The organism is Bacillus sp. BD59S (genome assembly GCF_007363175.1).
GTDB lineage: Bacteria > Bacillota > Bacilli > Bacillales > Bacillaceae_G > Bacillus_A > Bacillus_A pacificus.
In genome coordinates, this window is the sequence record NZ_CP034686.1 from 771760 (window position 1) to 787293 (window position 15534).

The following is a 15534-nucleotide window of genomic DNA, read 5'->3' on the forward strand; positions in this document are numbered from 1 at the left end:
GAATATTCTAACCTTTTTCTTCCTTTTTTTCAAAGTAAAATAAGTAAGCATAAGGAGGGGGAAACAATGGGATTTTGGAGTATGCATCGAAATATAAAAATTAGAATTATAACTTCGTTTTTAACACGAACTGTATCCACGATGATTTTTCCATTTATGGCGATTTATTTTTCAATAAAGTTAGGTAGTGCGATTGCTGGTGCGTTACTACTTATTAATGTCATAGCTTCATTAGTAATTGGTCTATACGGTGGATATGTTGGAGACCGGCTTGGGCGTAAAAAGGTTATGATTATCGGTCAAAGTATACAAGTCATTTCCATTGCTTGTATGGGAGTTGCGAATTCGGATTATGTAGATTCACCGTGGTTAACATTTATCTTTATGCTAGTGAATAGCCTAGGATCTGGACTTATGAATCCTGCGACAGAGGCGATGTTAATTGATGTGAGTACACCGGAAAATCGAAAAGTGATGTACAGCATTAACTACTGGGCGATTAATTTATCCATTGCAATTGGAGCGATATTTGGAGGACTACTATTTGAAAACTATAGATTACAATTGTTTATCGTATTAACAGTAGTTGCAATTATTACTTTATATGTGATGGCTGTATATATGGAAGAGGTGTATGTAGCGAGAAAAACAGTAGAGAAGAAAAATATATTAAAAGATATGGCAGATAGTTATAAAGTTGTAATGAAAGATAGAGCGTTTTTAATTTTTTGTGCAGCGAGTATATGTACATTATCATTAGAGTTTCAAATTAATAATTATTTAGGGGTACGTTTGCAGAAGGAATTTGAAACGGTACACTTTTTATTCGGGAATGGTGTTACGTTTGATTTAACAGGTATTCGCATGCTGAGCTGGATTTCAGCAGAGAATACAATTTTAGTAGTGTTATGTTCAGCTCTGCTTATTAAAATGCTAAAAAGCTTCAACGATTTGAAAATCTTATATGTAGGTTTGTTCATTTATACAATTGGATTTACAATACTCGGAACGAGCAATAGCTTATGGATTTTATTATTTGCAGGGCTTTTCCAAACAGTAGGTGAGATGATGTATGTGCCAGTACGTCAATCTATTATGGCAGATATGGTGCCAAATGAGGCGAGAGGTTCATATATGGCGATTAACGGAATGGTCTTTCAAGTGGCAAAAATGAACGGGGCATTAGGTGTTATGCTAGGTTCATTTCTTGCATCTTGGGGGATGAGTGCTCTGTACTTTATCGTTGGTATGAGCAGTATTTTATTATTTATGAAAGCGATAGGGAAAGAGAAGTATGAGGGTGAAAGAAATGTGTCCCAGATTGGATAAAACGATATGAAAAGCGATGCTAGAAATCGCTTTTCATATGGCCTTTAAAACGGATCAATTTCAGCTAAATTTGGAGTGGTGCTCGGTTGTAGTAAAAGATTTTTTAACGTTCCCACTTCAGAAAGAGTGACTAATATGTAGCCACTAATCAGTACAATAAGTCCGATGACGCGTAACGTTTGTAAGCTCACTTCATTATTATTCGTTTCCGTTGGATTTGGGGGCGTTGAAGGTGGATTGTTATTCATAAATAAGGCTCCCATCTTTTGTATTTATATATGTGTAAAATCATGATTTAACTTATGGATAGGAATTGTATAGTCATTTTCACTATATGAGAATTGCCTATGAAAAGTGATTGGAAATTTTCGGACGAGAAAAGGGGGGATCCAAAAGATTATTAAAACTGAACTTTTGGATTCCCTTCTTTTTATTTATCCTGCTATTTGTGGAGGTCAGATTGCTTGTAAACGACCAGTTGGTGAGGGCTGATTCATTATTTTCATGTAAATAAAAGGAGGTTAGTTAACCAAAGTAGCTATCCTAATATACGCAACGATTCTTCAATAAACGCCGGGATGTCTTCCGGTTGTCTACTTGTAACTAATTGATTTTGACATACGACTACTTCTTTGTTGTGAAAGTTTCCGCCAGCGTTTCTTAAATCGACTTCAATAGATTTATATCCAGTCACATCACGTCCTTCAAGTGTTTGTGCAGTGATGAGTAGCTGAGGTCCATGACAAATAGCGAAAACAGGTTTTTCCGCATCCATAAATGCTTTACTAAAGCGTACAAAACGCTCATCTGCACGCAGTATATCTGGGGAAAATCCACCCGGTATGAAGAGGGCATCAAAGTTATCTGGAGAAACATCATCAATACTTTTATCAATTACGACTTCACTTTTTCCTTGTTTATCGTGTACCGTTTTCCCTTTTTCCGTTTCAATAGTTGTTAATTCATATCCCTTTTGATGAAAAGCTTCTACTGGCTCTGTGTATTCTGTATCCTCGAAATAATCCGTTATTAAAATAGCAATTTTTTTACTCATTGCAGTCAGCTCCTTACATTATAGTATCGGTTCCAGAATCCTCTTTGAGCAATGCATCGTAGTGTTTGTTTCCTTTTAAATTTCTAATCCCCCCAGTTCGTTTCCCTTGTTAATTTAATACATACCCTTTTTATTAGGACGTAAACATGTATTATCGTTTTTGTATGTAAAAATCATAAAATATCGGTTGTGTCGGGGATTCTTGTTTGAGGAAGAAAAATAAAAAAGGCAAGGAGAGAATTTATTTTCTCCTTGCCTTTTAAGATAATTTTTTTCGTTAAAACGAAGAAACGCGTTGCTTCGTTTTTGGTACAATAATAAATTTGATCCAGAGTAACCCGATAATCATAACGATAAGGCTATGTAAAAATTGTCCCGTAGCAATGAGTATAACACTCGAAAATACAACGAGCTGAATGCTTAGTAATATAAAGATTAAGTGAAGAAATTGATTCATTCGTTTTTCAGTATCAATTGGATATAATGCTACGATAATATTTCCCGAAAAATATTTCCACAGGGAACGGAGCTGCATAGAAATCATATATAGGACGATATATGAGATAGCGCCTTTTACGTATATGTTTGGTATAAAATATAAGGCAAAGGCACCAATTAGCCCTAAGCGAATATATATACCGAAATAATCATTCCCGCGTAAAAATGCTAGTGTATGTAAATAGAAGAAAGTTGCTCGTTTTTTATGTAATAAAGGTTCAATCCAAGTTGTAAGCCATTTTCTTTTATTTACTTGCTTATTTAGTTGCGGAACATCGGTGAAGATGCTAGCAAATTGATAAAAACGAACGTTCATTTTTTCTTCTTGCTCGATTATGTAATCCCACGGTATTCGTTTTGTAGGCTGTTTTTTCGTATATAGAAGCAGGAAAGCAAGTAGTAAGAGTAATCCGCCCAATATGAGAACATTTGCTGAGTAAAACAGCATATAAGTAATTAGTGCGTTACAAGTAATGCGAATAATGAACCATATGTTTTTTTCATGACTATCGCGCCATATCCAATGTATGTATATGTTCCAAGCTTTCGTAATCATTAAAACGATAAAGATTGTACATAAGAAAGGTACAGTTACTTGTAATGATTGCAGGGCAAGTGGAACGAGAATAAGGAACGTAAATAATAATGGAAAAAGCTGAATGATATAATTATATAGAAGAGATTTTTTGAAATAAGATGTTAATTTCTCTTCTAAGGCAAGCAAATAGACAGCGTCAGGTTTTTGAATAAAGGTACGGATCGGGCATCTCGTTATAATGAATGTAAGAACGACCGTTATGAGTAGTAAAGATATTCCTTTAGAAGGAGATGCTTTTAGAAACTGAGCATAATAGTATGCACCAACGCATGAAATAAAGATAAAGCTATATAGTAAACCGTTAATCATACGTGCAAAGTATGTAATGATATTTTGAATATGTTGTTGGAAGCGGCTGCTCCATAGTGATTCAATTGACATGTTTTTCACCTCTTTGTTCTATTATATATGTTTTACAAAAGAAAAAACGAGCAAATTGCGTTATGCAACTTGCCCGTTTTTCTTTTCGTTATTTTTTTTCTGATCACGATTCATTAATGGATAGAAGGCAAAGCCGATTACGAATAAACCAATTCCTAGAAGGAACGTTTTTATATCGGATGCACCCGTTTTAATAACCCATAGTGCGTAACAAAGTGCGATAACTGCGACTATACCATCTGTAATTCTTGCCCGCATTTCATTTTTATACGTTTCACCAGTTGCGACTAGTTTTAACTGGAAGATTGGTGAAACGAGATATGGAATGAGGTAGGCCAGTGTTGATACGGTAATAACGAATGTATAAGCTTCCGCAATGGTTCCTGATAATGTTGAGAATAAGAACACTTGCGACATAATGTTTGTTAATCGTAATGAGTAAATTGGACTTCCTTTTTTATTTGTTTTTGTGAAGAAGGAAGGGAAGAAACCTTCTTTTGCTGCTTGATACGGTACTTCTGAGCTTAATAAAATCCAGCCTAAGATAGAACCGAACAGGGAAGTAAGAGCAAGTAATGCCATCAGTTTCCCGCCACCATGACCCATTGCAGCGTTTAGTGCGTCTGCTAATGGACGTTCAGAAGCTTGTAATTTATCGACGTGAAGTACACCCATTGTTAAAATTGTAATTCCTAAGTAAATCGCAACTGTAATAAGTAATCCCGCAACTGTTGCGCGTTTTACCGTTTTTGGAGAAACAGCACGGTTTGATAAAAGAACCGCGGATTCAATTCCGATAAATGCCCAAAGCGTTGTAAGAGCAGCTAAATTTACTTGTGAAAGAAGACCGTGTGATACACCTGATTTATCGATCATCGGTGTATACCATTGTCCAAACTTAGAAGCTTCGAATGCAAATAACGTAACGACAATAAATAAAAGGAATCCAGTTACTTTCGTTGTTGTTGCTAAGAAGTTTAGCTTTCCAGCTCCGCTTACACCGTTTGTTAATATAATATGAGTTCCCCAAAGTAAGATGGAACAAATCGTAAATGTAATTAGTTTTCCGACTTCTACGTTAAACGAACCGATTGAAAATAGTAGTCGCGTATCTTTCATAATTGGGAAGAAGAGTGATAAATATCCCGCAAATGATGTAATGATGGCAACGTTACTTGCCCAGTTTGCAACCCAATATCCCCATACCATACTGAAACCAGCCATTTTTTTCTTTTTTGGTGTTGAGAATAAAGCATATGCATGACTTTGTGGTCCTGTCGTTAAATCAGGACGACGAATTGCTAAATTACCGAAAACAAGAGCTAGCATTAAAACACCAAACCCTGTTGTTAACCAAGCTAAAGTGACACCGAGAGGGCTTGCTGTTTGTGCCAACGTACTTGGCACCATGAAAATACCAGCACCAACCATGTTACCGACAACGAAAGCTGTGAGTACCCAAAAGCCCCATTTTTTTTGTTGCATAGAAAATACCTCCAAAGTTAGTATAACCAAGTCAAGCGAGGAGATATGTATGTCTTCCTGAGTCAGGAAGAGAAGTCCCAAACAAAACAAAAAAAGCACGTAATTTGCCGCTACATGCTTTCTATCTTATAAGAAACCCACGACATACCTCTCGATAGCTCTCCACAAACGAAACGTTTGTGACAGTTCTGCACTTATTAAATGCAGACCCAGCAAGTGTGCATGGTGGACACAACTTACTTCGGCAACCATTCCTTTCTCATTCCTTCATCAATGCCACTACATCTCCGGAAATGATACTCTTAATGATTGCAACCTCTACCTCACCGAGATACGAATGAGGATTTAAATATTAAATTAACGTATTTAAGAGTAACAAATGAATTTTTATACGTCAATGGATATATTAATAATCAGATTATAGAGAAGAGTTTGTGATTAAAAGTAAGGAGGGATTATTATGTAATATTGAATTTTCATAATATAATAAATGTTATTGGCGCTAGAAGATTGAAAAGGGGATGAAGTATATGTCTGTATGTCATAAACATTCAGTAATAGGTGTATTAGATTCGGGAGTTGGGGGATTAACAGTTGTGAGCGAAATTATAAGACAATTGCCTAAAGAGAGCATTTATTATATTGGTGATAATGAGCGTTGTCCGTATGGGCCAAGAAGTGTAGAAGAGGTACAATCTTTCGTATTTGAAATGGTTGATTTTCTCAAACAGTTTCCGTTAAAAGCTCTAGTTGTAGCATGTAATACTGCTGCAGCTGCTGCATTGACTGCGCTGCAAGAAGCACTTTCTATTCCAGTTATTGGCGTTATACATCCGGGAGCAAGAGCGGCAATTAAAGTAACGAAGAAAGGGAAAATCGGAGTAATTGGAACTGTAGGTACTATAAAATCTAATATGTACGAAAAAGCATTGCATGAGCTTGATACATATTTGAAAGTGTATAGTCATGCGTGCCCGACCTTAGCTACAGTTGTAGAAAATCAATTAGAAGATACAGCATATGTAACCGAGCAAGTGAAACAAGCTTTACTGCCATTAACGAAAGAAGATATAGATACGCTAATTCTTGGTTGTACGCATTATCCACTTTTAGAGTCCTATATTAAAAAGGAACTAGGAGAAGATGTAACGATTATTAGTTCTGCAGAAGAAACAGCGATAGAGTTAAGCACAATTTTACAGCACAAAGGAATTTTGTCTGATAATCTGAATCCGAAGCATCGATTTTTTACAACAGGCTCTGTTTCTTCATTTGAACATATTGCTGAGCGATGGCTAGGGTATCAAATTTCTGTAGAATGTGTGGATGTACCCGTAAAGAATGCTCGCATCTGTAATTAGACTGTATTAAAGTACTTTTTGTTCAATAAATTAGGTTAGTTGCATAAGAAGGAAAAAATGCACTTTTAATTGAAAGGATTAAGGGCATTTCAATTAAAGGGGAGATTGGATTATGGAATTATCAAGGTCTCAATTATTTGCTTTAGAGTATATTTCAAAATATGCAGAGAACGAAAAACGTGAGGCTAAAGCAACAATTAATCATATACTTAACATGTGTAATATTACAGATGAAATATTTGAAGAAGCTGTCGCTAACTTAAAATCTCATGCAAGGATCGCTTTACACTTTCATCCAGACAGACTCGATTCGAGTATGAAAAGTGTTGCTGAAGCGTTGTTTGAACAAGGAATATATAAAAGTCAGTTTGAAACATTGCTATCTAATGGAAGTGTGTCTGCTTATCCGGGTGGTGAACGTGACCTTTGGGAAAAGAGAATATTTGGAGGAGCATATCAATTGGAGGGGGTAACGAATGATCAACGGCCAAAGTATGGGGCGCTAAATTTGATGTTACATCCAGATGGGCCGGCTCCGCGTTTTGGATCCTGTTATTTTCTCTTATCTCCAAAAGTTTCTTATCGCTCTACATATACGTATTTAGATTCGCATCAAGATCCAAAAGAAAAGGGGACTTATGAGGAGTTTGATATGATTTTAGCTGCTCTTTTGGAAGAGACATTTGTAAGAGAGTTTGCAATTGGTGAAGGGAATTTGACTCCAACAAGATTAGTTAATCATTTACTGGCTAACCTGGAAAGGCCGTTTATAGATTTAGTAAGCAAAGAGCCAGCCCGTAATCTTAATCATTATATTGAAGCGCAGATTCATGGAGAGATTTCTCTTAAAGAAGACGTGGAAGCTCTTGTTGTAGATCCTTCATTTAAGGGTACGGATGTAGGAAGAACTTTAGAAGAAATTTGCCTGAAGTATGCTATTGATTTGTATTGGCACACAGGTTTTGTACTTATGGTAGACGACGTTCCAATGGATTTTAGAGGTTCAAAAATGCCATCTTTAGCAAGACGCATTGCACGGAATCATTGTATCGATGCAAATATAATCGGTTCTGCTGTAGCGGATTTGAAACGCAATCCATTATCTTGGAGTGATCGTGGAACTTATGAAGAAGTGCTTCAGGAATTAAAATTATTATGGCATGTTTTAGTTCGATTTGGAAAACCAAATCGGAAGTAGAACGAAATACTTCGTTTTTGGGAAGTATCTATATAGAAAAGAAGCTGATCTAATTTTAGATCAGCTTCTTTGTATAAGATTAAACTAAGTTTAATACAGTTACTTTTTCACGTGTCATAGACTCAAGGCTCTTACGAATACCTTGTGCGCCCATACCTGAACCTTTTACACCGATGAATGGGAAGTGGTCAGGGCCGCGCTCTGTGCGTCCGTTAATTTGAACAGAACCAGTTTCGATTTTGTTAGCAATTGCAAATGCTTTGTTAATGTCTTTTGTGAAGACACTTGCTTGTAAGCCAAACTCTGATTTGTTAGCAATTTCAATTGCTTGTTCATCTGAAGAAACGCGGATGATTGGAAGGATTGGGCCGAATGGCTCTTCCCAAGCAACTTTCATTTCTTCTGTTACGTGGTCGATTAATGTTGGGTAAATTAAGTTACGCTCACGTTTGTTACCGATAACGATCGTAGCACCTTTTTCAACAGCGTCGTCAACTAAACCTTGAACGAAGTCAGCAGACTTGTCGTCGATTAATGGAACGATTGTGCTGTCTTGTTCTGGAGATCCAACTGATAGTTTAGCTACTTGTTCTTTTAATAAGCCAACAAGCTCGTCCGCTACGTTTTCATGTACAAGTACACGTTTAATAGCTGTACAACGTTGACCAGAGTAAGAGAATGCACCGCTTACGATATGGTTTGCAGCATCTTGTAAGTCAGCATCTTCACGAACGATACCAGGGTCTTTACCACCAAGTTCTAATACAAGTGGAATCATTGCAGCTTTTTTCGCTAAATGTTTACCTGTGTTTGTACCACCTGTGAACGATACCATATTGATACCTTCGTGTTCTACTAAGTAGTCACCAATTACAGAACCGCGTCCTGTAGCTACGTTTACAAGGCCTTTTGGAAGACCAGCTTTATGAAGTGCTTCAACCATTTTAATACCGCTAATTGCACCTTGAGTGGCTGGTTTGAAAATAACAGCGTTACCCATAATTAATGCTGGTGCAAGTTTTGCAGCAGATAAGTTTACTGGGTAGTTAAATGGTGCGATTGCTAATACAACACCAAGTGGTGCGCGTTGGATGATTGCAAGTTTCGATTTCGTTCCGCCAGGGAAGCTATCGCCCATCATGCTTTCTCCGTGCATATGTAAAGCTTCTTCGATCGTGTAACGAATGAAGTCAGCTGTACGAACAACTTCTTTCTTCGCATCTTTATATCCTTTACCGACTTCTTTCATAATGATATCGGCAATTTCATCTTGCATATTTACGAGCTCATCAGCCCATTTATATAAATACTTTGCGCGATCTTGTAGAGAAGCTTCCGCCCATGATTTTTGAGCTTCTTTTGCAGATGCAATTGCTTCATCTACTTCTCCGCGAGTAATTGCTTGTACTTGTCCAATTACTTCGTGTAAGTATGGAGATGGAATTTCGATTGTTTCTCCTGAAGAGCTTTCTCTCCATTCTCCATTTAAATAAAATTTGTACGTATTGCTAGTTGTCATGATTAGTCCTCCTAAAATAGCAACTTGTAAGAGTGAGTATAAGGTGATTGTAGGGGGTTTGATAACATTTTTCAAATGAAATGTTTGTGAAAACGATTTCTTATTCCTTTTTTATTTTGTATGCCCTTTCTTGCAGAACATTCTCTTATTTCAAAATGATGCATCATATATTTTTATTCCATGTGTAAAAAAACAATTGACAGAATACTCAATAAAGTTGTAAGATTATAAATGGAAAATAAATGAAGGGGGTGTGCGTAATGATTGTAATCGTAAATGTAAAGGGCTTAGCTCTGTTAAATGGCAGAAAACATTTATATCATTACGCAACCCGTGCGGATATATAGGGCATCTTTGTCTTATAAGAAGCGTACGTTGCGTATATCGTAACGTACGCTTTTATGCATTTTTGTGCATATCGTCAAGCGGCGGTATGCTTTTTTTTGTTTATTTTCCATGTTATTAAATAAAACTTTGGAAGGTGGAAAAATGTGATGAGATTGTATGGGCTACGAAATGTAAATGTGATGGGTCTGGATAGTGGATAGAGAAATGAGAGGTAAACGAGAACGAGAAGGGAGAGATTACATTGTTTTCAGTATTACTAAAGTTAAAGTGGTTTTTTAAAGAGCATTGGAAGAGATATAGTATCGCCATTGGAGCTCTTTTAATTGTGAATATAGTTGAAGTTATTCCCCCGAAAGTGTTAGGGGTTACGATTGATAATATAAAAACAGGAACGTTATCAAACGAAGCTATTATACAGTCCATTCTTATTTTAATTGGGGTTACCATAGTTGGATATGGCCTCACTTTCGTATGGCAACATCAACTGTTTGGCGGTGCATTTGTACTTGAGAAAACGATGCGCTCTAAATTTATGGGGCATTTACTTAAGATGACGCCGACTTTTTACCAAAAAAATCGTACTGGTGATTTAATGGCGAGAGCGACAAATGATTTAAAAGCAATCGCTATGACAGCTGGTTTCGGTATATTAACGCTCGTTGATTCGAGTTTATATATGCTTACAATTGTCTTTATGATGGGATTTACAATTAGTTGGGAGCTTACATTTGCAGCACTTATCCCGCTTCCAATTATGGCATATGCGATGAATATATATGGAAAGAAATTGCATGAAAGATTTACAGTTGCGCAAGATGCGTTCGGCGATATGAACGATAAAGTACTAGAATCGATTGCTGGCGTGCGTGTTATTCGTGCGTATGTGCAAGAGAACGCAGATCAGGAAAGATTTCATCATTTAGGAGATGACGTCTACGAAAAGAATATGAAAGTAGCTAGAATTGATGCATTATTTCAGCCAACTGTAAAAATGCTTGTCGGTCTTAGTTATTTAATTGGTCTAGTGTACGGTGCATATCTTGTATTTCAATCAAAGGTGACGCTTGGTGAACTTGTTTCCTTTAACGTGTATTTAGGGATGATGATTTGGCCGATGTTCGCAATTGGCGAATTAATCAATGTTATGCAAAGAGGAAATGCGTCACTCGACCGTGTGAATGAAACGTTAGCGTATGAACCAGATGTAAAGGATCCGAAACATCCAAAGCTTGTACAAGAGCCGGATTATATTCAGTTTGATGACGTTACCTTTTCATATCCTTCATCAACTGAAACAAATTTAAAAAAGGTTTCATTTACATTAAAACAAGGGGAAACGCTTGGGGTTGTTGGAAAAACAGGAAGCGGAAAAACGACGCTTGTACGTCAGCTTCTTCGTCAATATCCACTTGGAGAAGGGGATATTGCAGTCTCTGATGTGACGTTAGATAAAATAACGAATGAAAATGTACTCGGGTGGATTGGGTATGTACCGCAGGAGCATATTTTGTTCTCAAAAACAGCGAGGGAAAATATTTTATTCGGGAACCGAGAAGCGACGGAAGAAGAACTCGAGAAAGCAATTGAAATTGCGGCGTTTAAAAAAGATTTAGAGTTTTTACCAGAAGGGTTAGAAACGCTCGTTGGAGAGAAAGGTGTTTCTTTATCAGGAGGGCAAAAACAAAGGATCTCGATTGCACGAGCTGTTATTCAAAATCCAGAAATTTTAATTTTGGACGATTCTTTATCAGCTGTTGATGCTCGTACGGAAGCAGCGATCATTGAAAATATAAGAACAGAAAGAAGCGGAAAGACGACGATTATTACGACGCATCGTTTATCTGCTGTACAACATGCGGATTGGATTCTCGTTATGGATGAGGGGGAAGTAATAGAAGAAGGTACGCATGATCAGCTTATTAAAAGCGGAGGCTGGTATGCGGAGCAGTTTGAAAGACAACAAGGGGAAAGTGAAAGTGCGGATAGTGGGGTGAAAATATGAGCGTTTCAAAACGATTGTTTCAATATGCGATGAAAGTGAAAGGGACGATTTTTGCAGCGATGCTAATGTTATTTATTTTCGTCATCGCAGAGCTTGCTGGTCCTTTCGTTGCTAAAACGATGATTGATGATCATATCGTCGGGATAGAGAAACCTTGGTATGAAACAGAAAAGAGTGAAGAGGCTGTTTCATATAATGGCACCTTTTATAAGCGAAGCGATCGCTTCCAGGAAGGTGAGAAAAAAGGAAAAGAAGTACGCGTGATGCAAGTCGGTTTTCAATATTATTTTGTACCGAATAAAGTAAATGTGGAAGGGGCACGGACTGTAAAAGGTGATATGATTACCGTTCAAAATGGTAAGGCGGTGCAAGTATATAAAGCGAAAGCATTGACGAAAGAAGAAGTGTTTGCGTTTTATAAACCAGAAATAAACCGTCTATTATTACTTGGTGGTGGATACTTCGCTTTATTAGTAGTCGTATCATTGTTTGCATACGGAAAGCAGTTCTTCTTACAGAAGGCAGCGAACAAAATTATTCAAATTATGAGAGAAGATGTCTTTTCTCATATTCAAACGTTGCCAATTCGTTATTTCGATCATTTACCAGCAGGGAAAATTGTGTCGCGTGTAACGAATGATACGGAAGCTATTCGTGATCTATACGTAACGGTACTTGCGACATTCGTTTCTAGTATCATCTATATTATTGGGATATTTGCGGCGCTATTTTTACTCGATGTAAAATTGGCAACGTTATGTTTACTTATTATCCCGATTTTAATCGTTTGGGCCATTCTTTATAGAAAGTATGCGTCTGTATACAATCATAAAATGCGTTCGCGTTTATCTGATATTAACGGAACAGTAAATGAATCCATTCAAGGGATGCCAATTATTCAAGCGTTCCGTCAAGAGCGTGAAACGAAAAAAGAGTTTGAGGAATTAAATGGCGATTATTTTAAATATCAAAATAAAATTTTAAATTTAAATGCAGCAACTTCTCATAATTTAGTATCCGTATTAAGAAATATCGCTTTCACAGGTGTGATTTGGTATTTCGGTGGTGCTTCATTAAGTGCTACAGGCGTCATTTCTCTAGGGATACTGTATGCGTTCGTTGATTATTTAACACGATTGTTCTCACCAATTACAAATATGGTGAATCAGCTTGCTAACTTGGAACAATCGCGTGTTGCATCAGAGCGTGTTTTTGAATTGTTAGAGGAAAAAGGAGAAACAGTAGAAGAAGAACGTATGCCTCGCTTACAAGGAAATGTGAAGTTTGATAATGTATCGTTTTCTTATAATGGGAAAGATGAAGTGCTAAAAAATATTTCTTTTGAAGCGAAACAAGGCGAGACCGTGGCACTTGTGGGTCATACTGGATCAGGAAAAAGTTCTATTATGAACGTACTCTTTCAGTTTTACGAGTTTGAAAAAGGAAAGCTTACGATTGATGGTCATGATGTAAAAGAGATGCCGAAACAAGCAACTCGTGAACATATGGGAATTGTACTGCAAGATCCGTTTTTATTTAGCGGAACAGTAGCATCTAATGTAAGTTTAGAAAATGAAAACATTTCAAAAGATCGCATCATAAAAGCATTGCGTGATGTTGGTGCGGAAAGATTTGCGAACAATATAAATGAAGAAATTACGGAGAAAGGAAGTACACTTTCAACCGGAGAACGTCAGCTTATATCGTTTGCTAGGGCACTCGCTTTTGATCCAGCCATTTTAATTTTAGATGAAGCGACATCTAGTATCGATACAGAAACAGAGGCGATGATTCAACAAGCGCTAGAAGTTGTGAAAAAAGGAAGAACGACATTTATTATCGCTCACCGACTTTCAACAATTAAAAACGCAGATCAAATTATTGTGCTTGATAGAGGAACCATTTTAGAAAAAGGGTCTCATGATGAGCTAATGAAAAAGCGCGGGCGTTATTATGATATGTACAAAACGCAAATGGAAGGGAACCAGAGCGCCTAATAGGTATGGCGGAGAACTTGTGATTTTCACAAGTTCTTTTTTTAATGAATCAGGGCAATTAAATAAGAAGTATTATTTTACCTTTCGTACAATAAATGCTATATTAAAAAATGTTACTTATTTTTTGTATGTAGCATTATTTTTCCCTTTTGTTTGATTATGAAGAAAAAGGATAAACTAAATAAGAACATTTTCATTGAAAAATTGTTCAAGATTGCATACAATCAATATAGTTTTTAAATTCCTATCAGAATACTTGGAGGATTATCATCATGAAAAAATTATTTTCAGTACTTGCAGTAACTACATTAGCAATCGGGATTGTAGCGGGCTGCGGTAAAGAAGAGAAAAAAGATACAGCTAGTCAAGACGCGTTACAAAAGATTAAACAAAGCGGTGAACTTGTAATTGGTACAGAAGGTACATACCCACCATTTACGTTCCACGATTCAAGTAATAAATTAACTGGATTTGACGTTGAATTAGCAGAAGAAGTTGCAAAACGTTTAGGTGTAAAACCTGTATTTAAAGAAACACAATGGGATAGCTTACTTGCTGGTTTAGATGCAAAACGTTTCGATATGGTTGCGAACGAAGTTGGTATTCGTGAAGATCGTCAAAAGAAATATGACTTCTCTAAACCATACGTTTCATCTTCAGCGGTATTAGTTATTGCAAAAGATAAAGATAAACCTGCTACATTTGCTGATGTAAAAGGATTAAAAGCAGCACAATCTTTAACAAGTAACTATGCAGATATTGCTAAGAAAAATGGTGCGGAAATTACGAATGTAGAAGGCTTTAGCCAAGCGGCAGAATTATTAAACACTGGACGTGTTGATTTCACAATTAATGATAAATTATCAGTGTTAAACTATTTAGAAACGAAAAAAGATGCAAAAATTAAAATTGTAGATACAGAAAAAGAAGCTTCACAAAGTGGATTCTTATTCCGTAAAGGTAGCGACAAGCTAGTACAAGAAGTAGACAAAGCGTTAGAAGATATGAAAAAAGATGGTACGTATGACAAAATAGCGAAAAAATGGTTCGGTGAAAATGTATCTAAGTAGTGCATTGGTTTCAGATCGATTGTCTACTTGGATGGATATTATGCAGTCTTCCTTCATGCCTATGCTGAAGGAAGCTGTGTTTACGACGATTCCATTAACGCTTATTACATTTATTATCGGGATTATACTTGCGACGTTAACGGCGCTTGCACGTATTTCAGGTAGTCGTATTTTACAATGGATTGCTCGTATCTATGTATCTATCATTCGCGGAACGCCACTTCTTGTACAGTTATTTATTATTTTCTATGGTCTTCCAACTCTTAATGTTGAGGTTGAGCCATATACAGCAGCAGTTATTGGATTTTCATTAAATGTCGGTGCATATGCATCTGAAATTATCCGTGCTTCTATCCTTTCAATTCCGAAAGGGCAGTGGGAAGCAGCTTACACAATTGGGATGACATACCCGCAAGCGTTAAAACGTGTTATTTTACCGCAAGCAACGCGTGTATCAATCCCACCGCTTTCGAATACATTTATTAGCTTAGTGAAAGATACTTCATTAGCATCGTTAATTTTAGTAACAGAAATGTTCCGAAAAGCACAAGAAATTGCGGCAATGAACTATGAGTTTTTAATTGTTTATTTTGAAGCAGGTCTTATTTATTGGGTTATTTGTTTCTTATTATCAATCGTACAACAGATGTTAGAAAAGCGTTCAGAACGCTACACATTAAAATAATCCTTTCAC

At 36.7% G+C, this 15534-nt stretch carries 12 protein-coding genes and 1 riboswitch; of the genes, 7 read left to right on the forward strand and 5 right to left on the reverse strand.

The features are described from left to right. Positions 1–66 precede the first annotated feature (66 nt). Positions 67–1329 carry an MDR family MFS transporter gene (locus EKQ63_RS05920; protein WP_087951467.1) on the forward strand — a complete coding sequence of 421 codons (1263 nt, stop codon included), beginning with the start codon at positions 67–69 and terminating at the stop codon, positions 1327–1329. Positions 1330–1373: 44 nt separating this feature from the next. Here EKQ63_RS05920 and EKQ63_RS05925 read toward each other — a convergent pair whose 3' ends face one another. The 4 genes from EKQ63_RS05925 to EKQ63_RS05940 form a co-directional block, all read right to left on the reverse strand. Then, the gene (locus EKQ63_RS05925) at positions 1374–1577 is read right to left on the reverse strand and encodes a hypothetical protein (protein ID WP_143880830.1); all 204 of its coding nucleotides are present in this window, start codon (positions 1575–1577) and stop codon (positions 1374–1376) included. 290 nt (positions 1578–1867) lie between these two features. Then, positions 1868–2383, reverse strand: coding sequence for a type 1 glutamine amidotransferase domain-containing protein (locus tag EKQ63_RS05930; RefSeq protein WP_143880831.1), 516 nt, complete (start codon positions 2381–2383; stop codon positions 1868–1870). A 277-nt stretch (positions 2384–2660) separates the two neighbouring features. Further along, positions 2661–3860: an ABC transporter permease gene (locus EKQ63_RS05935; RefSeq protein ID WP_087951469.1), complete on the reverse strand. Its 1200-nt coding sequence runs from the start codon at positions 3858–3860 to the stop codon at positions 2661–2663. A gap of 60 nt (positions 3861–3920) precedes the next feature. Beyond that, the gene (locus EKQ63_RS05940) at positions 3921–5345 is read right to left on the reverse strand and encodes an amino acid permease (protein WP_001186317.1); all 1425 of its coding nucleotides are present in this window, start codon (positions 5343–5345) and stop codon (positions 3921–3923) included. Between the two features lie 147 nt (positions 5346–5492). Next, positions 5493–5674, reverse strand: a riboswitch (Lysine riboswitch). A 201-nt stretch (positions 5675–5875) separates the two neighbouring features. Between EKQ63_RS05940 and racE the strand changes: the two genes are divergently transcribed. Then, entirely contained in the window at positions 5876–6706 is an 831-nt protein-coding gene (gene racE / locus EKQ63_RS05945; RefSeq protein ID WP_143880832.1) for a glutamate racemase, read from the forward strand. Positions 6707–6818: 112 nt separating this feature from the next. Then, the gene (locus EKQ63_RS05950) at positions 6819–7904 is read left to right on the forward strand and encodes a DUF3626 domain-containing protein (protein WP_143880833.1); all 1086 of its coding nucleotides are present in this window, start codon (positions 6819–6821) and stop codon (positions 7902–7904) included. A 79-nt stretch (positions 7905–7983) separates the two neighbouring features. Here the strand turns inward: EKQ63_RS05950 and gapN are convergent, their stop codons facing one another. Then, the gene (gene gapN, locus EKQ63_RS05955; RefSeq protein WP_087994717.1) at positions 7984–9423 is read right to left on the reverse strand and encodes an NADP-dependent glyceraldehyde-3-phosphate dehydrogenase; all 1440 of its coding nucleotides are present in this window, start codon (positions 9421–9423) and stop codon (positions 7984–7986) included. A 589-nt stretch (positions 9424–10012) separates the two neighbouring features. Here gapN and EKQ63_RS05970 point away from each other — a divergent pair. From EKQ63_RS05970 to EKQ63_RS05990, 4 genes are all read left to right on the forward strand, one after another. After that, a complete protein-coding gene (locus EKQ63_RS05970; RefSeq protein WP_087951474.1) occupies positions 10013–11773 on the forward strand; it encodes an ABC transporter ATP-binding protein in 1761 nt (586 codons plus the stop codon). Then, positions 11770–13770: an ABC transporter ATP-binding protein gene (locus EKQ63_RS05975; RefSeq protein WP_143880834.1), complete on the forward strand. Its 2001-nt coding sequence runs from the start codon at positions 11770–11772 to the stop codon at positions 13768–13770. Before EKQ63_RS05970 ends, EKQ63_RS05975 begins: the two co-directional genes overlap by 4 nt. 272 nt (positions 13771–14042) lie before the next feature. Next, positions 14043–14840: an amino acid ABC transporter substrate-binding protein gene (locus EKQ63_RS05985; protein ID WP_000732848.1), complete on the forward strand. Its 798-nt coding sequence runs from the start codon at positions 14043–14045 to the stop codon at positions 14838–14840. Continuing rightward, positions 14827–15525, forward strand: a complete 699-nt coding sequence (locus EKQ63_RS05990) for an amino acid ABC transporter permease (RefSeq protein ID WP_071726372.1) — start codon at positions 14827–14829, stop codon at positions 15523–15525. Before EKQ63_RS05985 ends, EKQ63_RS05990 begins: the two co-directional genes overlap by 14 nt. The last annotated feature ends 9 nt before the right edge of the window (positions 15526–15534 follow it).